Origin of the sequence: Streptomyces sp. NPDC048295 (assembly GCF_040652135.1) — a bacterium.
In the GTDB taxonomy this organism is placed as follows: Bacteria; Actinomycetota; Actinomycetes; order Streptomycetales; family Streptomycetaceae; genus Streptomyces.
Window position 1 is genome coordinate 128,809 of the sequence record NZ_JBEZLL010000009.1, and the last position, 20,542, is coordinate 149,350.

At 69.1% G+C, this 20,542-nt stretch carries 12 protein-coding genes and 5 pseudogenes; 11 read left to right on the plus strand and 6 right to left on the minus strand.

The features are described from left to right. The first annotated feature begins 14 nt into the window (after nt 1-14). Nucleotides 15-479, plus strand: a complete 465-nt coding sequence (locus AB0D53_RS15990) for a roadblock/LC7 domain-containing protein (protein WP_352274645.1) — start codon at nt 15-17, stop codon at nt 477-479. A 94-nt stretch (nt 480-573) separates the two neighbouring features. Further along, a complete protein-coding gene (locus AB0D53_RS15995) occupies nt 574-948 on the plus strand; it encodes a hypothetical protein (RefSeq protein ID WP_362445978.1) in 375 nt (124 codons plus the stop codon). Nucleotides 949-1,001: 53 nt separating this feature from the next. Here the strand turns inward: AB0D53_RS15995 and AB0D53_RS16000 are convergent. Beyond that, nucleotides 1,002-1,335: pseudogene (locus AB0D53_RS16000) on the minus strand (hypothetical protein); the annotation flags it as partial. A gap of 146 nt (nt 1,336-1,481) precedes the next feature. Then, nucleotides 1,482-1,811 (minus strand): annotated as a pseudogene (locus AB0D53_RS16005) (MBL fold metallo-hydrolase); the annotation flags it as partial. Between the two features lie 658 nt (nt 1,812-2,469). Between AB0D53_RS16005 and AB0D53_RS16010 the strand changes: the two are divergent. The 5 genes and pseudogenes from AB0D53_RS16010 to AB0D53_RS16030 form a co-directional block, all read left to right on the plus strand. Continuing rightward, nucleotides 2,470-2,698, plus strand: a pseudogene (locus AB0D53_RS16010) (IS5/IS1182 family transposase); the annotation flags it as partial. Nucleotides 2,699-4,312: 1,614 nt separating this feature from the next. Then, nucleotides 4,313-4,684: a cupin domain-containing protein gene (locus AB0D53_RS16015; RefSeq protein ID WP_362445981.1), complete on the plus strand. Its 372-nt coding sequence runs from the start codon at nt 4,313-4,315 to the stop codon at nt 4,682-4,684. 106 nt (nt 4,685-4,790) lie between these two features. Further along, nucleotides 4,791-5,282, plus strand: coding sequence for a MarR family winged helix-turn-helix transcriptional regulator (locus AB0D53_RS16020; protein WP_362445984.1), 492 nt, complete (start codon nt 4,791-4,793; stop codon nt 5,280-5,282). Nucleotides 5,283-5,427: 145 nt separating this feature from the next. After that, nucleotides 5,428-6,096, plus strand: a complete 669-nt coding sequence (locus tag AB0D53_RS16025; RefSeq protein ID WP_362445987.1) for a nitroreductase — start codon at nt 5,428-5,430, stop codon at nt 6,094-6,096. A gap of 101 nt (nt 6,097-6,197) precedes the next feature. After that, nucleotides 6,198-6,926, plus strand: a complete 729-nt coding sequence (locus tag AB0D53_RS16030) for an NAD(P)H-binding protein (protein WP_362445990.1) — start codon at nt 6,198-6,200, stop codon at nt 6,924-6,926. A gap of 440 nt (nt 6,927-7,366) precedes the next feature. Here the strand turns inward: AB0D53_RS16030 and AB0D53_RS16035 are convergent. Beyond that, nucleotides 7,367-7,948, minus strand: a pseudogene (locus tag AB0D53_RS16035) (DJ-1/PfpI family protein); the annotation flags it as partial. Nucleotides 7,949-8,310: 362 nt separating this feature from the next. Between AB0D53_RS16035 and AB0D53_RS16040 the strand changes: the two are divergent. Then, nucleotides 8,311-9,647 (plus strand): annotated as a pseudogene (locus AB0D53_RS16040) (aldehyde dehydrogenase family protein). 19 nt (nt 9,648-9,666) lie between these two features. On the opposite strand, the gene AB0D53_RS16045 reads toward AB0D53_RS16040, so the two are convergent. From AB0D53_RS16045 to AB0D53_RS16055, 3 genes are read right to left on the minus strand one after another with little or no spacing between them, the layout of a single operon-like run. Continuing rightward, nucleotides 9,667-10,236, minus strand: a complete 570-nt coding sequence (locus AB0D53_RS16045) for a TetR family transcriptional regulator C-terminal domain-containing protein (RefSeq protein ID WP_362445993.1) — start codon at nt 10,234-10,236, stop codon at nt 9,667-9,669. A gap of 51 nt (nt 10,237-10,287) precedes the next feature. Further along, entirely contained in the window at nt 10,288-10,605 is a 318-nt protein-coding gene (locus AB0D53_RS16050; RefSeq protein WP_362445996.1) for a hypothetical protein, read from the minus strand. 33 nt (nt 10,606-10,638) lie between these two features. Beyond that, nucleotides 10,639-11,643, minus strand: coding sequence for a LuxR family transcriptional regulator (locus tag AB0D53_RS16055; RefSeq protein WP_362445999.1), 1,005 nt, complete (start codon nt 11,641-11,643; stop codon nt 10,639-10,641). A 141-nt stretch (nt 11,644-11,784) separates the two neighbouring features. Here AB0D53_RS16055 and AB0D53_RS16060 point away from each other — a divergent pair, with 141 nt between their 5' ends. The 3 genes from AB0D53_RS16060 (at nt 11,785) to AB0D53_RS16070 (ending at nt 20,535) form a co-directional block, all read left to right on the plus strand. Then, nucleotides 11,785-14,649 (plus strand): M4 family metallopeptidase, encoded by a 2,865-nt coding sequence (locus AB0D53_RS16060; RefSeq protein WP_362446002.1) that lies wholly within the window; start codon nt 11,785-11,787, stop codon nt 14,647-14,649. A gap of 421 nt (nt 14,650-15,070) precedes the next feature. After that, a complete protein-coding gene (locus AB0D53_RS16065; protein ID WP_362446005.1) occupies nt 15,071-17,620 on the plus strand; it encodes a S8 family serine peptidase in 2,550 nt (849 codons plus the stop codon). Next, nucleotides 17,620-20,535, plus strand: a complete 2,916-nt coding sequence (locus tag AB0D53_RS16070) for a VCBS repeat-containing protein (RefSeq protein ID WP_362446008.1) — start codon at nt 17,620-17,622, stop codon at nt 20,533-20,535. The genes AB0D53_RS16065 and AB0D53_RS16070 overlap by 1 nt, the downstream gene beginning before the upstream one ends. The last annotated feature ends 7 nt before the right edge of the window (nt 20,536-20,542 follow it).

Genomic DNA, 20,542 nt, shown 5'->3' on the forward strand with positions numbered 1-20,542 from the left:
GGAGGAGACAGCTGATGGTGCCCGAGGCCGAAGCGCAGGATGTCCTGGCCGAGCTGCAGCGGTTACGGGCCCGAGTTCCGCTTCTCTCCGGAGCCCTGGCGGCCAGTGCCGACGGTCTCGTCCTGGCCCACGACACCCCGGGAGTGGAAGCGGAGGGCGTCGCCGCACTGACCGCCGCCGCCCTCGGGGTAGCGATCCGGATGACGCAGGCCACCGGCCGGGGCGGATTCCGTGAACAGCTCGTACGCGGCGAAGACGGCTACATCGCCACGTACGCCGCAGGCTCCAGTGCCGTCCTCACGCTGCTGGCCGAGGACCGGATCAATGTCGGCAGGCTCCATCTGGAGGGCCGCCGGGCCGGTACCCGTATCGGCGAACTGGTCGACGCCGCGCTGGACCGCGCCGCACAGCCCGCGCCTCCGGCGCGCCCTCCCGGGCCGCGCGCCCCGCATCCCGGCCCACTGCCGCACCGCACGTAACGCTGCCCCGTGGAACGCCCCGGGCAGCAACGACCCCAGACACCTCATCAACGGATCCGGTCGCCTCGGCCGGCCAGGGAAAGGAAACGAGCACATGGCGAACACGGAAGCGTCACTGAAGGAAGCGATGTCGTCCATCGAGGGCACCCTCGGTGTCGCCCTCGTCGACTACACCAGCGGCATGGCGCTGGGCACCCTCGGCGGCGGGAAGGACTTCAACCTGGAGGTCGCGGCAGCGGGTAACACCGATGTGGTGCGCGCCAAGCTCCGCACCATGGAGCACCTCGGCCTCCAGGACGAGATCGAAGACATCCTGATCACGCTCGGCGGCCAGTACCACCTGATCCGGCTGCTCAAGGCCCGGGGCAACAACGGCCTGTTCCTGTACCTGGTACTGGACTCCGGCCGCGCCAATCTGGCGATGGCCCGGCACCAGCTGAAGCGGATCGAGGCCGACCTGGAGGTCTGATCCGACGGCCGGGCCACAGCGGTGACGCCGCACCCCCGCGGTGACACGACGCCTCAGCGATGACGCCGTGCCCCACCGGGCGCGGCGTCCCCGCTGCCGGCCCGGTCGTCCGGTACCCCTCTACCTGCTTGCCCGCAGGCCGCCCGTGCTCCACCCAGTCGGTCCGCACCCAGTACAGGACGTCGCCCCGGCGCTCGCGCTGCCCGATCCTGACGGCCTTCGCCCAGCGCCCGGTGTCCGCCCCGCGAGTACCAGCCCACCGGCCCCGGGCAGCACAAACGCGCTCGTCACTGCCACAAGCAACGCCCCGAGCAGCCACCACCGCTGCCTGCGCCGCCAGCTGCGTACCGTCACGGCCCGGTCCTGAAGAAAGCGGCTCCGGCCGGCCCCGCACGATGACGACGCGGTCAGGGGTGCGTCGCCCACGCGGTGGAAGCGGCCCCCCGCCCCTGGGGGGCTCGCTTAGGCGGGTGTCAGGCACAGGACAGACGGTCGGGGACAGTCCAATCGATGCGCACGAGCCCCGCGTCATTGGAGCGGCCGGTGGGGTCTTCCAGGAAGGAGATGTTCGACAGGTCCATGCCCCGGACCTGATAGACCGCGTCGGGCACGACCTCGAACAGGCCGGTGTACATGTTCAGCCGCGCGTTGCGCCACAGGCTGGGATTGACCTCGGCGGGCGCTTCCTCGGCCTCGGTGAGGAACTGGTACGGCCCCAGGCTCCACGCCGGCAGATCGGTTCCGGCCTTGTCCACGGTGAAGTCCGCCGGCAGCGGCACCAGTTGCCCCTGCGCGGCAAGCTGCCGCTCCGGATCGTCCTTCCACAACGGGACGGTGATGGCCTCGTTCAGCTCTGCCGTCAACGACGTCGCGGGCTGAGGGCCACGCTGGGAACCGGTCACAGGCACTTTCCAATCTGGTCGAGGCAGGACAGACCCGGCACACGGGTCCGGCCACAGGAGAAAGCCGCAGCAGTCGGCCCGCGTAACACAGCACTGGCTACTCGGCACGCACAGATCCTGACAGTCCGTGACGATGGTTGCCAGCGCGCGAACCAGACAACCCTCACATCCCTTCCTGGCCACCACACTCAAGGAGCCGCAACGGAGGCTGCCGTCCGTCAACTGGAGCCAGCGTGAACCCCAGATCCTGCAACGGCTTGGCCAGGGCGACGAACCTGAGCCCAGCAGGGGCAGGGCCCTCGTAGGAGGCCACGCCTCGAACAGCGACCTCACGCATTCCCAGTCAGGCCCCGGGGGCGAAGCGCGCCAGGAAGAACGGCTGATCACAGCTGTGCTCACTGAGCTCACCGACCAGGACGTCTCCATGCAAGAGCTGCCATCGCGTCATCTGGTGTCCCCGGCCCCCGCCGCCCAGCCGAGTCCGCATCATCGCAGCGTGCAAGTCTCTGGCCAAGCGTTTCATTCTGAAACGATCAGTAACGAGCTGGTGCGTGATTGTGGGTGATGTGTTCTTGCTGGTGGGTGACATGATCCGGATGTGGCGATCACGCTCAGTCGGATGGTTCTTACGCATCAGGTGTTCACGGCGGTCTCCCGGAGGCACCTCGCTTCCCTGGTTGAGGAGTTGGCCGGCTCGTGGCAGGCATTGGTCGAAGGGCGTCGTCACGAGGCTCGTGGCGGGGCCAGGAAGCGTGAGGCAGGAGCCGGTGCCCGGCATCCTGGTGTTCGTCGACCGGCTCGTGGCCACGCTGATTCACTTGCGGCACGATGTGCCGCATGCGCCACTGAGCTCGTTCCAGATCAGTTCGGCATCGGCGTCCCTGCGTGGGCACGGCATGTACCTGGCTGCGGCTTCAGCCACCGTTCTCGGGGAGAGGGAATGGGCCCGTGACCGAGCGCCGGATTTCCTGCACAGCGAGGACGGTTCCCTCGTGCAGGCAGCCGCCGTCACGCTCAGTGCGATAGGAGGCGATGTGACGGGCGACATTGACCTCAACCTCCTCTCGACGCACCAGCACATCGGCGTTCGGCAAGCCAGCGCCGTTCTGTGCATGCAGCACGTGGAGCGCCATCAGGAGTTCGCCGTGAGACTGGCCCACGACAGTGACGCACGGGTACGGCGGACATTGGCGGAGACCGCCGCTGCCGTAGCGCCGGAGCGGGCCGCGTCGGCGGCCGCGATCCTGGAATTCCTTCGCGAGGATGTACGGCACAGTGTCCGTGCGGCAGCATTTCCGCGACATACCTCCTCGGGCGTCTGACGCGCAGTGTGCCGTTCACCGCGCCGGACTCAACAGCGCCGCGGAGGGACCGCGTGGGGGCCTGGCGCTCTCGAATGCTGACCTTTCACCAACGTTCCTGGCTGCCCGTCGGGTGCTTGGGTGGAGTGGCAGAGGGGCTGGCGGCGGCCAGGGATCCGGGGATCCGCACCGTGGCGCGCTCCTTGACTCGGACATCGTTCGAGGAGGAGAAGGGAGGAACGGGTGCTTTGGGATGCCGGCTTCGAGGGCCGAATCAAGAGCCGAGTTCACAGCTTGGCGTGGGCCGCTGCGTGACCGAGCGAGCACGCTTTTGGCTGTGGCGTGGGAACGGCAGCGGAGGTCCTCAACTCTACGACCCGGTCCTGGGGCCACTTTGACCGCACAATCGGAATGGCGCCACCTGGGGACCAGTTGGGGACCACACGCTACGCGCGGTGGTGCACGATGCGTGCCTACACGCACAACTCGCGCCCGGATTAGATCCGCTATATCCAGAAAATACTCTTGACCCTCACTCCTGGGGGTCAAGGGGTCGCAGGTTCAAATCCTGTCGTCCCGACCAGCGTTTTTGCAGGTCGGAGGCCGCTTTCAGCGAAAGGTGGAAGCGGCCTTTTGATGTTCCGTCGGCTGGTGGTCGCAGTGTGGTCTCGCCGCTGTGCCGGTGCGGTCGTGCGGCGGGTCGGGCGGGTCCTGTGTGGGGCGGGTGATGGGCCGAGTTCCGGCTCTCGGGGCTGGATGCCGGCCGTAAACGACCGTCGCCCGAGTCTCATCTCGACGATGTCGCCACCCGTCCGCAGCCCATGCAGGAACACCGCCCGCCACCGCACCAGCCCGAGCAGGTGTCCGAACGGCGGCAGTCTGCCGGCCGCGAGCAGAACCGTGCCGACGCTTGTGCTGTCCATCCGGACCTCCGGAGCCCTCTCGCGACGGCGACATGCCTCCCATCAGCCCAGGGACGGAGGCCGGGCGGGCACACGTGTGTTCAAGTCGGTTACGGGATCGAAATCCGGCCTCCGCGGCAGCACCGCGGAATGAACCGGCCGGCCCACCACTGGAGGCCTCACCGTGTCGAAGGACGAGCCGGCAGCGGGCAGCGCTGCGAGCCAACCGCGTTCGGAAGCGTGGAAGACGGCGCTCACCATGCTGCAATCGGTGACACCACCGTCCGTTCCGGAGGGGGCGGAGGCGATGACCGTCCTTGTCGAGTTTCCTCCCGGTGACCCCGGCACCCCTCCGCACCGGCATTCGGGACCGGCGTTCGGCTACGTGCTGGAAGGCGAGATGCTCTTCGAGCTGGAAGGTGAGCCCGAGCGGGTGATCAAGGCCGGGGAGACGTTCTGGGAGCCGGGCGGCGATGTCATCCACTACCAGGACGGGAACAACCGGTCGGACTCCCCGAGCCGCTTTCTCGTCACCATGATGTGTGCGCCGGGTCAACCCATGCTCACTCTGGTCGACGACGACGAACTGGCCCGGCGTCGACACCTGCGGGCTCCCCGGCCGGGCGGCTGATCGGCAGACGCGGTCCCGGCGTTTCTCCGGACGATTGACGATGGCGGCATTTCGCAAGCCTGTTTGGTTTCAATCGATACCGTATCGGATGAAGTAGTCTGGTTTTATGGCCGCCGATGCTCCTCGTCACACCACCGCCGCCTCGCGCGCGACCGACCTCCCCGGGGACCACTCGCCCTTCGCTCTCGGTCTGCTGCTCCGCCGGGCGCACTGGCGTGCCGCCGCAGGGTTGGAGGAGGTGCTCCGGCCGCTCGGCATCGAGCTGCGGCATTTCGCGGTGCTGATCGAGCTGGTCAATCACGGACCCACGGTGCAGCGGGACTTGGCGGCGGCGACGGGGTCGGACAAGGCCGGGATCATGCGCATTGTGGACGACCTGGAGCGCAAGGGCCTGGCCGTGCGCAAGGCCGTTGTGGGTGACCGGCGGGCGCGGGCGGTGGAGATCACGCCCCAGGGGCTGGAGCTCTTCGGTGCCGCCCACGTGGCGGCGGAGCCGGCGGCCGAACGCCTGGTCGCCGAACTCGGGCCCGGTGAGGCCGAGCGGTTGATGGGCCTGCTGACCCGGATCGCCCACCCCGAGGGCGACGAGGTGCGGTAGCCGCCACGTCCCACTGCGCGGCTTCCGCGGTGAACCCGGCAAGGGCGGAGACTTGTCGCGCGGGATGGTTTCATCAGAGACGGTATTGAGTGATACTATCGACTGTGAACGAAGGCCCCCCTTGAATGGACGGAGGCTAGCGATCATGGACGTGTACGAGGCGGTCACCAGTCGACGGGCGGTGCGCAGGTTCACCGACCGCCCGGTTCCGAGGGAGGCGCTGGAGCGCGTGCTGTCGGCCGCGGCCTGGGCGCCGTCCGGTTCGAACATCCAGCCGTGGCACACCTATGTGGTGACCGGCGGGCCGTTGGCCGAGATCAAGAGGCGCGCCGGAGCACGGTTGGCCGCCGGTGAGCCCTGGGACTCGCGGGAGTACGAGATGTACCCGTCCGAGCTGAAGTCCCCCTATCGCGAGCGCCGATCAGCCTTCGGCAAGGTGCGCTACGGCGCACTCGGCGTCGCGCGCGAGGACTGGGAGGCGCGCCGGCGGGCCGCCACCGAGAACTGGAACTGTTTCGGCGCGCCCGCCGCCCTGTTCTGCTACATCGACCGCGCCATGGGCCGGCCCCAGTGGGCCGACATCGGCATCTACCTGCAGACCGTCATGCTGCTGCTGCGTGCCGAAGGGCTGCACAGCTGCGCGCAGATGGCATGGTCGGAGTACCGCGAAACCGTCGCGGAGGTCGTGAAACCCCCGGACGAGCTCATCCTCTTCTGCGCCGTGTCGCTCGGCTACGAGGACCTCGCCGCAGGCGGTGCCCGTACGGGTCGGGCACCGCTCGACGAGACGGTCACGTTCGTCGACGGCCGGTGACGCTGCCCCTCTTCGACCGATCAAGGAGGTGTCTCCCCCTCCCTCCCGCATAACCGTTCATCTGCCGGTTCCCGCATTCGACCCTCCACGAAGGGCATGTCATGAAGATCGCAGTCATCGGTGGTACCGGACTGATCGGATCGCAGGTCGTCAAGAACCTGAACGCCGCCGGTCACGAAGCAGTACCGCACTCGCAGTCCAGCGGAGTCGACGTCATCAGCGGGCAGGGGTTGGACGAGGCGGTGGCAGGGGCCGACGTCGTCGTCAACCTGACGAACTCCCCGACCTTCGACGAAGCCTCCCCGGCCTTCTTCCGGACCTCCATGGACAACCTGCTGGCCGCGGCCCGCAAGGGCCACGTCGGTCACGTCGTCATCCTCTCCATCGTCGGTACGGACCAGGTTCCGGAGTTGGACTACTACCGGGCCAAGGCGCTCCAGGAGGAGCTCCTCGCGACCGGTGGGCTTCCCTACTCGATCGTCCGGGCGACGCAGTTCATGGAGTTCGTCGACGCGGTCATGTCCTGGACCGCCGACAACAGCACCGTGCGGCTGCCCGCCACGCCGATCCAGCCGATCGCCGCCAAGGACGTGGCCGCCGCGGTGGCGGAGGTCGCCACCGGAGCCTCGCTCAACGGCATCCGCAACATCGCCGGCCCCGAGGTCTTCCCCCTGGACGAGCTCGGTCGGATCACCCTGGCCGCCAAGGGCGACAATCGCACCGTCGTCACCGACCCCGCCGCCGGCATGTTCGGCGTCGTCAAGGGCGACGTCCTCACCGACCCGGACGCCCACCTCGCCCCCACCCGCTACGCCGACTGGCTCTCCTGACGCCACCGGCATCCGCGCTGGTGTCGAGTTCGGCAGGAGTGGCCGGCTCGGTGGGGTGCGGAGCACGACGATCGCGATGGCTCACCGCTGTGGCCGGACGGCGCCCTGGTCTCCGACAGGACCGAGGCGCTGCGTGTGTGGGTGACTCGGGCAGAAGTGTCGACCGCCGCCCTGGCGCCTCCGACCCGGGAAGCCAAGCACGTCACCTGCCGCTTCCGGCGCGATCGGGAGGCGCGGCGCCGCCTGGTCGTCGCATCGCACCTGGTGGGTGGCCGGCCGGCCGGGGAGGCCGGGGCGCAGTCTTGACAAGGCCAAGACGACCGCGAGGCATCGGCTCGACCGGACGAGGGAGCGGCCCGTCGGAGAACCGACGGGCCGTCATGATACGTAGTGTGAAAGGTCGTTGGCGAGGAGGAGGTCAGGGCGGGCCGACCGGTGCGGATGGCGTGCAGGGTGCGTTCGACGGTTTCCTGGTTCTCGCCGACGGGGGCGACGTAGTCGAGGACGGCGCGGGCGGCGTCCTCGCCGAGGGCGCGGGTGATGAGCCGGACGGCGAGGTACTGGGAGGCGAGGCAGCCGCCGGCGGTGGCGACGTTGCCCTCGGCGTGGAACGGCGTGCCCAGCACGGTGAGGCAGGCGGCCTCGACGAGGGGGCGGCTGGCGCGGTCGGTGCAGGTCGGCATGCCGGCCAGAAGGCCGAGGCGGGCCAGGACCAGTGCGCCGGAACACTGCGAGCCGATCAGCTGTCGCGCCGGGTCGAGCGGCAGCATCGAGATCAGCCGGTCGTCCGCGACCACGTCGCGGGTCCTGATGCCGCTGCCGATCAGCACGACGTCGGCCTCGGCCGCGAACTGGATCGGGCGCTGCCCGGTCACCTCCACGCCGTTCATGGAGGTGACCGACGGCGTCGGCGTCGTGATGAGGGCCTCCAGGCCGTCCTTGCGGCACCGGTTGATCATGGCCGAGGCGATGAAGCTGTCGAGCTCGTTGAACCCGTCGAACGTGACCACTGCTACCTGCATCACATTCCTTCGCGTCGGGCACCGGATGATGAAAGCCGTTCAGCGGCCGGTGGTGACGACCATGCGGAGCCGTGCCCGGCCCGAGGTCATCTTCGCCACCGCCTGAGCAGTGTCCTCCAGCGGTACCTCCTCGCCGGCCACTTTGCCTGGGAGGAGAACGCCGACGACTACGCCGACGTCATCACCCGGTGGTGGCAGGCGAACCAGGGGCCGCCCCACGAGAGGCAACGCCCGCCTCGCCGGAGGCCGGCCCGCCCGCGGGTGGGCCGGCCTCCGGCGAGCGTCCATCGATTCCCTCCTGCCCTGTGCGATTCCGGTGCCCGGCCGGCGCCCGGGCCCGCTTCACGAAACGAGAGACCCACGTGACCACGACGTACCCCGCGTTGACCGAGACCGAGGCGGCCAACCTGGTCGCACGACTGCGCGCGACCCACCGCAGCGGCCGCACCAAGCCCCTTGCCTGGCGCCGCGAGCAACTGACCTGGCTGCGCGCGCTGCTGACCGACAACCGGAAGGCGATCGCCGAAGCCCTGTGGGCCGACATGCGCAAGAACGCGGACGAGGTCGACCGCGCGGAGATCGACCTGACGGTCCTGGAGATCGACGACTACCTGGAGAACCTGGAGGGGTGGCTCGCACCGCAGCCCGCCGAGATCGTGGCCCCCATCTGCCGGAGGGGACGACGGCCCACACCGAGTTCGACCCGCTCGGTGTCGCCCTGGTCCTGTCGGCCTGGAACTACCCGATCTACCTGCTGCTGACCCCCGTCGCGGGGGCACTCGCGGCCGGCAACGCGGTGGTCGTCAAGCCGTCAGAGCTCGCCGAGCAGACGTCCGCGCTGCTGGCCCGGCTCGTCCCCGCCTATCTCGACCCCGAGGCCGTCGCGCTGGTCGAGGGCGGCGTCGCGCAGACGACGTCGCTGCTCGCGCAGGACTTCGACCACGTCTTCTACACCGGCAACGGCACCGTGGGCCGGATCGTGATGCGCGCGGCCGCCGAGCACCTGACGCCCGGCACCCTCGAACTGGGCGGAAAGTCGCCGGTGTTCGTCGACCGGGACGCCGGCATCGCCACGGTCGCCGCACGCATCGCGGCCACCAAGTTCAGCAACGCCGGGCAGATCTGTGTCGCCCCCGACTACGTCCTCACCGACCCCGAGACCGCCCGGGCGCTGGCGACCGCCCTTGTGGGGGCGGTCCGGGACCTGTACGGCGACGACCCCCGGACCTCCGGCAGCTATGGGCGCATCGTCAACGAGCGGCACTTCGACCGGCTGCGGAAGCTGCTCGACTCCGGTCGCACGGTGATCGGCGGACAGAGCGACCGCGCCGAGAAGTACATCGCCCCGACCGTGCTGCTCGACGTCCGGGCCGACGAACCGGTGATGCAGGAGGAGATCTTCGGGCCGATCCTGCCGATCCTCGCGGTCGCCGACCTCACCGAGGCGATCGACTTCGTCAACGACCGGGACAAGCCGCTGGCCGTGTACGCCTTCACCGGGAACGACACCACGAAGGCACGGCTCATCGCCGAAACCTCCTCCGGCGCCGTCAACTTCGGCCTGCCGGTCCACCATCTGACGGTGCCGGCCCTGCCGCTCGGCGGCGTCGGGGAGAGCGGCATGGGCAACTACCACGGCCGCTACTCCCTGGAGGCCTTCAGTCACCGGAAGACGGTCTTCGACGTCCCACTGACCTGACCGGAAGACGGACGTCGGGTCAGGTGGTCAGCGAATCGAACACGGTGAAGAAGTCGTCCAGCGGCGCGCTGCCGCGCACGACCTTCGCCTGCATGGCCGCCCCCTCCCAGGCGCTCACCAGGAATCGTGCCAGGATCGCGCTGTCCACCTCGCTCGCCAGGGTCCCGGCCGCGCGGGCCTCGTCCAGCGCCGAGGCGAGCGCGGAAGCCCACCGCCCGAGCCGGTTGCCCACCTCGTCCCGGATCACGGGGCTCTGCGTGGACAGCTCCGCCCCGAAGTTGCCGAACATGCAGCCCCGCGCGTAGCCGTACCGCTCCAGGTCCGCCATCAGGTAGGCGAAGTGGCCGCGGATGCGCTCGACGGGCGGGACCGACGGGTCGGCGAGCATGTCCATCCCGCGCGACTCGGCGTAGCGGCGCATGACCTCGACGGCCATGGCTTCTTTGCTGTCGAAGTGGTTGTAGAACGAACCCTTCGGCGTGCCGGCGGTGTCGGTGATGTCCTTGATGCCGATGCCGTTGAAGCCGTGCTCGTGGAAGCGATCGTGCGCGGCTTCGATCAGATGTTCGCGCATGCTGGGTCGCGGCATGGTGCACACTCCTTCTATCGTTTTCAATATGTCCGGTCGTCTTACAATTTGTCAAACGGTGCGGTCGGCGTCGGGGCGGTGCGGGAACTGCCCCACGGCCTCGCCCGGGCCCTCGTGGTCGACGACGGCGTCTCCATGGTGCTCTGGCAGCGGCTCGCCGCCGAGGTCCGGGCGCTGATGGAACGTGCCGGGGCCTTCCGAGACGTGCGTGTTTTCGGACTCGACGGTCGAGCGGCCCTCGGCCGGCTTGACGCCGAGTTTGCGGATCTCTTCGACGACGGGAGCCTTGCCGGCTCGCTTGCTCTCGGTGCCCTTGTCGGTCAGCCCGCCGACGCGGATGTGGTCCGAAGCCGCACGGTCCAGACCCACTGAGTGGTATCGGTGTGCTGATCCTTGCAGCGGTCAGAGGTTCAGCCAGCCCCGGCGCAACGCCTGGACGCCGGCCTGGAATCGGGTCTCCGCGTTCAGTTCGAGCAACAGCCGGCTGATCCGGCGACGGGCCGTGTGCACGTGGACTCCCAGCCTGCGGGCTATCGCCTCGTCCTTGAGCCCCGAGGCGAGCAAGGTCAGCAGTTCACTCCGCTCGTGTCCCGGCGCGTCCGATCCGCCCGGTCCGATGGGCATCGAGCGATTCCACAGCTCCTCGAAGAGCGGCACCACGGCATTGCTCAGCAGAGCGTCACTGATGACGAGGGCGGCGGCTGTGGGGTCGGCCCCGTCCGTCGGGGGCAGCAGGGTCACCTGTCGGTCCACAGTGATCAGCTTGGTCGGCAGGTCGGCTGCGAGCCGGATCTGTACACCCTGCTCGGCGAGCTCGCTCAGGCCCCGCGCGCGGCGAGGGAAGTTCAGCCCTTTGCGGTCCACCACCGCCCGCACCTCCACCCCGCGGTCGACCAGTTCACCCACCGCGAGGGGGGCAGGCATGCCGTCCGGCTCGCTCGACGCGTAGGGGGGCCTGTCGAGGAGGTTGACCTGGCTGGTCGCGGAGGCCAGGAGGGAGACGACACGATCGCCGATGGCCTCGCGGCCGCGGACCGTCTCGATGCCGACCGTCTCGACGTTCGTCGCCCTTCCCCACATCTGTGCGGCCAACTGGTCGACCGAGGCGGTGAGCGTCTCCAGTTCGGACGATGTACGCAGCAACTCGGCCCTGCGCAAATGGATCAGGTTCCGGATGGCGCCGGCAGGGTTGACGGCAGTGGGCAGGCTGCCTGGGAGGGCGGGCCGGACGAATCCGACCTGCTCCAGCCGCTCGCACACGGACTGCAGTTGCCCCTCCGAGAGCGAGAGCGACTCGGCCAGCGCCTCAGAAGTCCGGCGGCCATCGAGGTCCAACAACGCCTCGTACACCAGTAGTTCTCCGGCGTCCAGACCCAGGGCCCGCCAGTCCGCTCTGTTGCTCTGCACAGCTTGATCCTTCATCCGGGTCCGTCTGCCACACAAGTGGGCATGTCCACAAATCGGCGCCAGAACTTCATTGTTCGCATGGTGAGCCACGTATTTCATGTCCCCCATCCACCAGTGCCACCGCCTGCGAGAGGGAAGACCTTGCGTACTTCGACACGCTGGAGATCAAAAAACGGGGACGCGACATCGTCCGCCCTGTTCCATCCGTCCGGCATACGCCCCGCCCGGGGCGTCGCGGCCCTGCTGACCACCGCCGGCATGTTGCTGACCGGCATCTCCGCCGCCCACGCAGTCGGCACGGATTCGGTTCCGGCGGTCTCGACCGCCGGAACCGGGACGGACACTCCCACGCTCGTCACCGGGCTCAAGGAGAAGGCCGACGCAACCGGGAGCGCCTCCGACGCCGCCCGCGATCACCTCGCCTCGAAGAAGAGCCGGTACCACATCACCGACCCCGAGCGGGACCTGACAGTAGTCGCCACCCAGCGCAGCGGCAAGAACGCGACCGTGCGGCTCCAGCAGAAGTACAAGGGCATCACGGTGCTCGGTGGCCAGTACGTGGTCCGGATGACAGAGGGCAGCGACCAACGCACCGTCACCGGTACGTCGGGCCAGTACTTCACCGGCCTCGAGCTCGCCACGACCAAAGCGGCCGTCTCCGAGAAGACAGCGGTCTCCCGCGCGATCGGCGCCGTGGCCTCCGGTCTCGGCAACGCCCCGCTGAGAGCCCCGTCGGACCCGACGGGCAAGCAGCCCGGTGCCGCACTGAAGGGCACCTCGCACGGCCTGGCGGTCCTTCCGCAGGGCAAGGGCGTACTGACCCGGCATATCACGGTCCGGGGTGTCGACCCGGCGACCGGTGCGCCGTTGGCGCAGGAGGTCTACGTCGACGCCCACTCGGGCTACCCGCTGCTCCAGTACAGCGGTCTGCAGACGTTCGGTGCGAGCGGCACCGCGACTGCGGGAGCCGTGGACGAGTCAGGGACCCCGGCTGCGGCCGCCACACAGCAGCTGGTCGTCAAGGGCACCGGCACCCGGTACAACGGTGAGAGCGCCGAGGTCTACCTGTACCAGGGCAGCGACGGCGCGTACCAGACGATCGATTATGCCCGCCGTGTCGAGAACAACAGCAACGTCATGATCGCGACCTACGACGCCCGCGGCCGTGAAGCATCCTCGGCGTCAGGTACGTGGCCCAGCGGCATCAAGACCTTCAGGTCGGACACCCCGGAGCTCGGCGCCGAATTCACCGACTCCGGTGCGGTGGACGCCCACTGGGCGGCCGGCCAGGTCTACGACTTCTACAAGTCGAAGTTCGGCCGCGACAGCCTGGACGACAAGGGCGGCTACATCTACTCCCTCGTCGGCGTCGTGAACGGCGGCCGGCCGTTCAACAACGCCTTCTGGGACGGCAGCAAGATGGTGTACGGGCAGGGCGGCGGGGACTACCGCACCTTCTCCGCCGACACCGACGTCGTCGGCCACGAGATGACGCACGGCGTGATCCAGCACAGCGCGAACCTCGTCTACGCAGGCCAGTCCGGCGCCATGAACGAGGCGCTCGCCGACTACTTCGGAAACGCGATCGACCTCGCGGCCAACCACGAGTCCATGAACGACCCCGATGCCGCGCTGCTCGGCGAGGACCTGTGCACCACTGCCGGCCCGCGCGAGTGCGCGCTTCGAGACCTGGACGACGGCGCGACCACCTCGAAGGACTTCCTCGGCGTCTCCTACCGCGCCGACAGCGGTGGCGTCCACCTCAACTCGACGATCTTCTCCGGCGCACTGTGGGACATCCGCCAAGACCTCGACCCCGATCTGGCCGACCGGATCGTCTACCGTGCGCTGACGGCGTACATGACACCGCTGGACGGCTTCACCGAGGGGCGCGCCGCGGTCGTCGCCGCCGCGCAGGAGCTGGGAGTCTCCAAGGACCAGCTGAAGATCGTGAAGCGCTCCTTCGACGCGCACGGCATCGTGCCGGGCTGGGAGAAGGCGATCGGCGTCGACACCGACACGCTGCTCGACAAGGTCAACATCTCCGGCACCGGCGTGGGTGCGGGCGGCGGGCGGTACGCGGTCTCCCGCTCCAACGAGGACGGCAGCGAGCCGTACTCGGTGTGGAGCGGGAGGACCGACGGCAAGGGCGGCGCGACCCTGGTCAGCGCCAACAACGGCAATTACAACGTGTACGCCGACACCGACGGAAAGACCGTCGCCTGGGCCGAGTACACCGCTCAGTCGGTCAAGTTCCACGTCCGGCCGCTCGCCGGCGGCATCGACAAGGTCGTGGGCGCCTCCGGCACCAACGTCTCCTCGGTCCGGATCAACGGCGACTACCTCGTCTACACCACGATGGACCCGTACACGGGTGGTTGGCACGTCGGCTACATCGACATCAGGACCGGTACCTCCGGTCTGGTCGACGGCGGACGCTACGAGGTCTCCACGGCCATGCCGTCGGTGAAGGACGGCAAGATCGCCTATGCCAAGCTGTGGGCGGAGCGTGACGGCTACAAGCTCGGAGTCGAGGTCTTCGACGCCGCCACGGGCACCGCGAAGCTGCTGCCCGCCGTCGACAAGAACACCGCGATGGGCATCGGACAGACGGCCATCACCGACGACGGCGTTTTCTGGATCCTCGACCAGGACATCACCGATGACGGCCAGGCCTCGGTCGAGCGGTCCGCGCTGGACGGCTCGGACCACATCACCGTCCTCCCGGAGTCGGGCAAGAGCCCGGTCCACGCCTACTCGCTGACAGCCTCCGACGACGCGGTCACCGTGATGAGTGTGCCGCCGGCCACCAGCTACGCCAACGACACGCTGCCGAAGCTGTACCAGACGGCGCCCGACGGCCAGGGCGGTGCGCAGCGGATGTCCTGCAACCGTGGCGACCAGGTGCTCCCGTCGGCCGACACCGGCAAGCGAGTCCTGTGGCTGGACGGCACGACCGGCTTCACCAACCTCGTGACGAGGGAGAGGCCTTCGGGCACCTGCTGACCGGATCGCACCACAGAACCATTTTGTGGCCACGTACGACGGCCCGCACCCGGCTTCCGGCTGCGGGCCGTCGCACATGTTCGGGGCACCGGCCTCGGCACGGCGCCCATGCCGATTCCTCCCCTGTTCCTCGGGGCGCACACCGGCCGGGAGGGGAGCACCAGGGGCAGAACCGCGCCCCGGCCGTGACGGGCGGTTCACGCGCCCGGAAACCGATGGTGCCGGACACCGCGTCAGCGTCGGCGCTCGGCCCCGGCGCCATGCCGAGCACGGCACGGCCGCCGCGGGGCCGCCCCGCCGTGCGCACCCGCCGCCCCATGGAGACCCGTCACATACGGGTGCGCCGAGCGCTGTAATGCCCGAGTAACGGCGTCTGTCTAGCGTCCGGGCTCCCCGTAAATTTCCCGGAGGAGCACCCCCGATGCACCTGCCCCGACCGCCCCGGCGCAGATCCGCCGCATGGGCGGCGGCCGCCCTCACCGCAGCCGCCCTGCTGGCCGCGCCGCTGCCAGCGGCCGCCACTTCCACCGCGCCCGCCTTGTCCGCCTCGTCCGCCAAGGTCGACTCCGCGCTCTCCGCGGCCGTTGCCAAGGGCGGCGAGGCGACGTTCTTCGTCGTCCTCAAGGACCGGGCCGACCTGTCCGCGGCGAAGCGCAAGCGCTCGCACGCCGGGAGGGCGAAGGCCGCGTTCCAGGAGCTGCGCGCGCACGCCGCGGACAGCCAGAAGTCGATCACCGCCTTCCTCGACGAGGAGAAGGTGGGCCACCAGGACTACTGGATCGCCAACGCGGTCGAAGTGAAGGGCGACGCGGACCTTGTCAGGCAGCTCGCCAAGCGCTCGGACGTCGCCCGGATCCTGAAGGAACAGCACTACGAACTCGACGGCATCGAGGCCGCGGACAGCAAGGTGACGACCGCCGCAGCCGAGGACGACGGCACCCCCGAGTGGGGCATCGCCGACATCGAGGCCGACAAGGTCTGGTCGCAGTACGACGACCGCGGCGAGGGCATCGTCATCGCCAACGTCGACTCCGGGGTGCAGTACGACCACCCGGACCTGGTCGCCAACTACCGTGGCAACAACGGCGACGGTACCTTCACGCACGACTACAACTTCTACGATCCGACCGGCCAGTGCGGCACGAGCGGCGTCCCCTGCGACAACAACGGCCACGGCACCCACACGATGGGCACCATGGCCGGCAGGAACGGCATCGGTGTCGCGCCGAACGCGAAGTGGATCGCCGCCAAGGGCTGCGAGTCGCAGTCCTGCTCGGACGCCTCGCTGCTCGCGGCCGGCCAGTGGATCCTCGCCCCGACCGACCATGAAGGGCAGAACCCGCGCCCGGACCTGGCCCCGAACATCGTCAACAACTCCTGGGGCGGCGGCAACACGACGTTCTACCAGGACATCGTCGAGGCATGGAACGCTGCGGGCATTTTCGAGGCGTTCGCCGCGGGCAACAGCGGCGACGGCAAGACCTGCTCCACCACCGAGGCGCCGGGCGCGCAGGCCCCGTCCTACGGCGTCGGCGCCTACGACTCCACCGGCAAGATCGCCTCGTTCTCCGGCTTCGGTCCGTCCCTCGTCGACGGCTCGATGAAGCCGAACATCTCGGCTCCGGGCGTCAACGTCCGCTCCTCGTGGCCGGGTTCGTCGTACAACACCATCAACGGTACGTCGATGGCGACGCCGCACGTCGCGGGCGCGGTCGCCCTGCTCTGGTCGGCCGCCCCCTCGCTGATCGGTGACATCGACGGCACCCGCGCACTGCTGAACCAGGGAGCCCGCAACGTCGACGACACGCACTGCGGCGGCAGCGCCGACGCCAACAACGTCTGGGGCGAGGGCAAGCTCGACATCCTCTCCTCGATCGACAAGGCCCCGCACTCCGCGGTGACCGTCTCCGGCAGGATCACCGACAAGGCCACCGGCGCCGCCCTGTCCGGCATCACGGTCAAGGCCACGAACGACACATCGGGCGCCCGTACGGTCACCACCGGTGCCGACGGCTCGTACCGCCTGTCGCTCGTCCCGGGCAGCTACACGTTCGCACTCAGCGGCTACGGCTATGCGCTCAAGACCGTCTCCGGCATCGAACTGGCCACCGGCCGGCCGCTGGTCCAGGACATCTCCCTGGACGCCGTCACGAGCCACCCCGTAACCGGCACCGTCCTCGATGTCACCGGAAAGCCGCTGGCCGAGGCTACCGTCCAGGTGACCGGCTCTCCGGTCGACCCGGTCACCACCGGCACGGACGGTACGTTCACGCTGCCGAAGGTCGCCGAGGGCGCCTACACGCTCACCGTGAAGCCCGCCGCCCCCGTGCTGTGCAACGGCGTCTCCGCCACGAGTCTGACGGTCGACGGCGTCGAGACCCGCACCGTCCGGCTCCCGGCGCGCACCGACAACGCCGGCAACAGCTGCACCCCGGCCACGTACTCCTGGATCAAGGGTGTCGCCAACGTCTCCCTGAGCGGTGACGAGGACGCCAGGACGATCTCGCTGCCCTTCTGGGTGAGCCTGTACGGCGTCGACTACTCCAGCGCGTCCGTCACCACCAACGGCCTCATCAACTTCATGGAGCCGCGCCTCGGAGACTACGACAACACCGCGCTGCCGGCCGCCGCCAGGCCCAACGGCATCGTCGCCCCGTTCTGGGACGATCTGACCCTCGACAAGAAGTCGAGCGTGCAGACGGCCACCACCGGCAAGTCCGGCCACCGCAAGTTCGCCATCGTCTGGAACAAGGCCGTCCTGCTGGCCGACAACAGCCGCGCCACCTTCGAGGCGGTCTTCGACGAAGCAACGGGCGATGTCACCTTCCAGTACCAGTCCGTGCCCGGAAACGGTGCCGCGGCCACCGTCGGCATCGAGAACCAGACCGGCACCGACGCCCTTCAGTACTCGTTCAACCAGCCCGTCCTGACGGCCGGTTCGGCGATCCGTATCGCGCAGGGAGCCAAGTGATGAGAGCCCATCCCTCCAAGCGGGCGCTGGCGCTCGCCTCCGCCCTGGCCGCCGCGGGACTCGCGCTGACCTCGGCGCCGCACGCCCTGGCCGCTGACGACAGCGGCTCGGCGATGAAGCTGACGAGCGCCGAGGCGCAGAGGCTCGCGGACCGCGTGGGCGTCGATGTGTACGGCGACGACTCGGCGACCGGCAGCTCCGTGTCCGGCCCCGGCGCCTCCGACGCCGCTGCGTCCGACGGCGGCCGGAGCCTCAGCGGCGCCACTGCCGCCCCGGTCACCTTCACCGCCAGGTCCACCCTGGAGGGCGTGCGAGGCATCGGTGCCACCGTGCCGGCCTCCGGCGGCAAGTACTTCACCGTGCACAGCCTCGGCAATGTACAACTGCACAAGGCCGACGGCTCCACCGTCTGGGCACGCACCAACACCTCGCTGTACGCGGACTGGCAGGTCAAGAACATCCGACCGTGGCAGACCGAGGCCTACCCGGCGCGCATCCTCATGGGCTACAACGCGGTCAGCCCGTTCGCGCCCTACTCCGACCAGGGGTACGACACCGGTGACCTGACCGGTGACGGCACACCGGACATCGTCTTCTCGGCGGCCGTCGGCGACGTGCCCTACCGGCCCTTCTCCTCGCCCGGCTCCTCGCTGACGAGCGGCACGTTCGTGACGGTGCTCGACGGCAGGACCGGCAACACCGTCTGGTCGAAGCTGTACTCGTACGCGTCGAAGGTCAAGATCGTCGACGGTACGCTGCTCGTCGCCGACTCGCCCCGCCTCAACACCGGTGGTGCCCCGGCGACCGAGACGGCCACGCTCAGCGGCATCCGCTTCTCGTACGCCGACGGTGCGCTGACCCCGTCGGCGACCTGGACGTACGACACCAAGGAGTCGCGCGCCGCCACCTGGGGCGGTATGGAGGCCCTCGGCGCCGGCAAGGTCGCCATCGCCTGGAACCTGCGCAAGGCCACCGGGGTCACCGCGCACGGCACCACCCTCGTCCTCGACACCGCCGACGGCTCGGTGGCCTGGAAGACGGACAGCGACCTCTACGGGCGCCAGGTCCGGCTGGACACCGCGCGCGGCCGTCTGGTCGCCCTGGAGCAGGCGGACGTCAATGACGCGGTGGAATACGAGATCGCCTCGTACGACCTGGACAGCGGCGAGCGCACCACCCTGGACACCCGCGTCAACGCGCTGCCCACCGCCCTGACGATCGGTGACGTCACGGACTCGGCGGGCACGGAGTACGCGGTCAGCGAGTCGACGCTCACCTCCGAGCGCTATGTGAACGCCAGCACGATCCGGGTCCTCAAGGGCAAGGACGCGTCCACCGTCGAGTGGACGTACACCATCAAGCGCAACGCCGACAACGGCAAGGACGGTGCCAGCGTCTGGCGCCTGGACATCGCCCACGGCAAGCTGATCGCCTCGGCGCAGGACGACCGGGACATGGATCTGGCCAAGAACGTGTCCGGTCTGCGTTACGGCGCGCTCATGGTGTTCACCGCCAAGGGCAAGGTCGCGTGGCGGCAGGACGGTCTCACCGCCTCACCGATGTTCCAGCAGGTCCTTTCCGCGGGTGGCGAGGACCTCGTCCGCGTCATCGACCAGCAGCAGAACATCCGCACGTACAAGCTGGGCAACGGCAAGCAGAAGGATCTCAGCCCGCTCCAGGGCGAGTTGAACTACGCGCAGGCCACCGATCTGAACGGCGACAAGAAGCCGGATGTCGTCGCGGGCGGCACCTCGAACGGTGTGTGGGCCTGGTCCGGCCCGTCGCTGGTCAAGGGCGGCGAACCCAAGAAGCTGTGGCAGGCGACCGTCGCCGGCGAGGTGCACAACATCGCCACCGGTGACGTCAACGGCGACGGCAAGCCCGAGGTCGTCGTCGCCGCGGACACCGCGACCGTCGTCCTGGACGGCGCGACCGGCAACGTGCTGACCACCATAGACGGCGCCGGCCAGTACGTCCGCTCGGTCACGGTCGCCGACGTCAACGGCGACGGCAAGGACGAGATCATCGTCCCGACCGACGCCCTGCGCGTCTACAACGCCCGCGGCAAGGCCATGTGGACGTACTCCGCGCCGACCGACCGGACGGCGGTCTTCTCCGACACGGCCGTCGCCGACGGTCAGGTCTACACGCAGTACACCACGACCGGCTCGCTGTTCGACCCCGCCGCCGTCGTGGGCGGCGCGGCCCTCGACGGCGCCACCGGCAAGGTGCAGTGGGACGCCGACCCCGAGGCCCCGGCCAGGGCCGTGGACGGCAAGCTGCACGGCGCCGTCCTCGACCACGCCGTCTTCGCCTCGCCGAACATCCCGTACGCGGACGGGCATGCGGTCGCCTACACCTGGATCGCGATGACCGACCCCACCACCGCCGGTGACATCAGCACCGCCTCCCCGCACGTCGTCGTCGAGATCCGTGACGGCCGCACCGGCAAGGTACTTCACCAGGCCATAAGCGGCAGTCCCTGGTCGCACGGCAACTTCCTCATCGACGGCAGGAACGACCCGCTGTACCTGCTGAGCTTCGCCACGTTCTACGGTTTCCCGGCCGACGGCAACGACACCCGCGCCTCGGTGCTCAGCCCACTGCGCACCGCCCAGTTCATCAACGGACCTGGCAATCGCCGACTGCTGGCGGGCGGCACCGAGGCCGGTCTGGGCGCGTGGGACCCGGCGATCCTGACCACCGGCTGGAGCTTCCAGGACAAGCTCGGCGGCGCCACCCTGGCCGGTTCGCGCAACTACCTCGCCGCCGACCTCGACGGTGACGGAGTCGATGACATGGTCGCGCTCAACTTCGACGACTTCGGCGTCAACCGCATGGCGGAGCAGTTGGGCGGCGGCGTCCTGTCCCTGGACAACGGCATCCACCAGATGACGACGTACACGCTGTCCTGATTTGCTT

Coding starts and splice junctions, on each gene's coding strand:
- AB0D53_RS15990 (WP_352274645.1), top strand. CDS start 15: ATGGTGCCCGAGGCCGAAGCGCAGGATGTCCTGGCCGAGCTGCAGCGG.
- AB0D53_RS15995 (WP_362445978.1), top strand. CDS start 574: ATGGCGAACACGGAAGCGTCACTGAAGGAAGCGATGTCGTCCATCGAG.
- AB0D53_RS16015 (WP_362445981.1), top strand. CDS start 4,313: ATGCTGCAATCGGTGACACCACCGTCCGTTCCGGAGGGGGCGGAGGCG.
- AB0D53_RS16020 (WP_362445984.1), top strand. CDS start 4,791: ATGGCCGCCGATGCTCCTCGTCACACCACCGCCGCCTCGCGCGCGACC.
- AB0D53_RS16025 (WP_362445987.1), top strand. CDS start 5,428: ATGGACGTGTACGAGGCGGTCACCAGTCGACGGGCGGTGCGCAGGTTC.
- AB0D53_RS16030 (WP_362445990.1), top strand. CDS start 6,198: ATGAAGATCGCAGTCATCGGTGGTACCGGACTGATCGGATCGCAGGTC.
- AB0D53_RS16045 (WP_362445993.1), bottom strand. CDS start 10,236: ATGCCGCGACCCAGCATGCGCGAACATCTGATCGAAGCCGCGCACGAT.
- AB0D53_RS16065 (WP_362446005.1), top strand. CDS start 15,071: ATGCACCTGCCCCGACCGCCCCGGCGCAGATCCGCCGCATGGGCGGCG.
- AB0D53_RS16070 (WP_362446008.1), top strand. CDS start 17,620: ATGAGAGCCCATCCCTCCAAGCGGGCGCTGGCGCTCGCCTCCGCCCTG.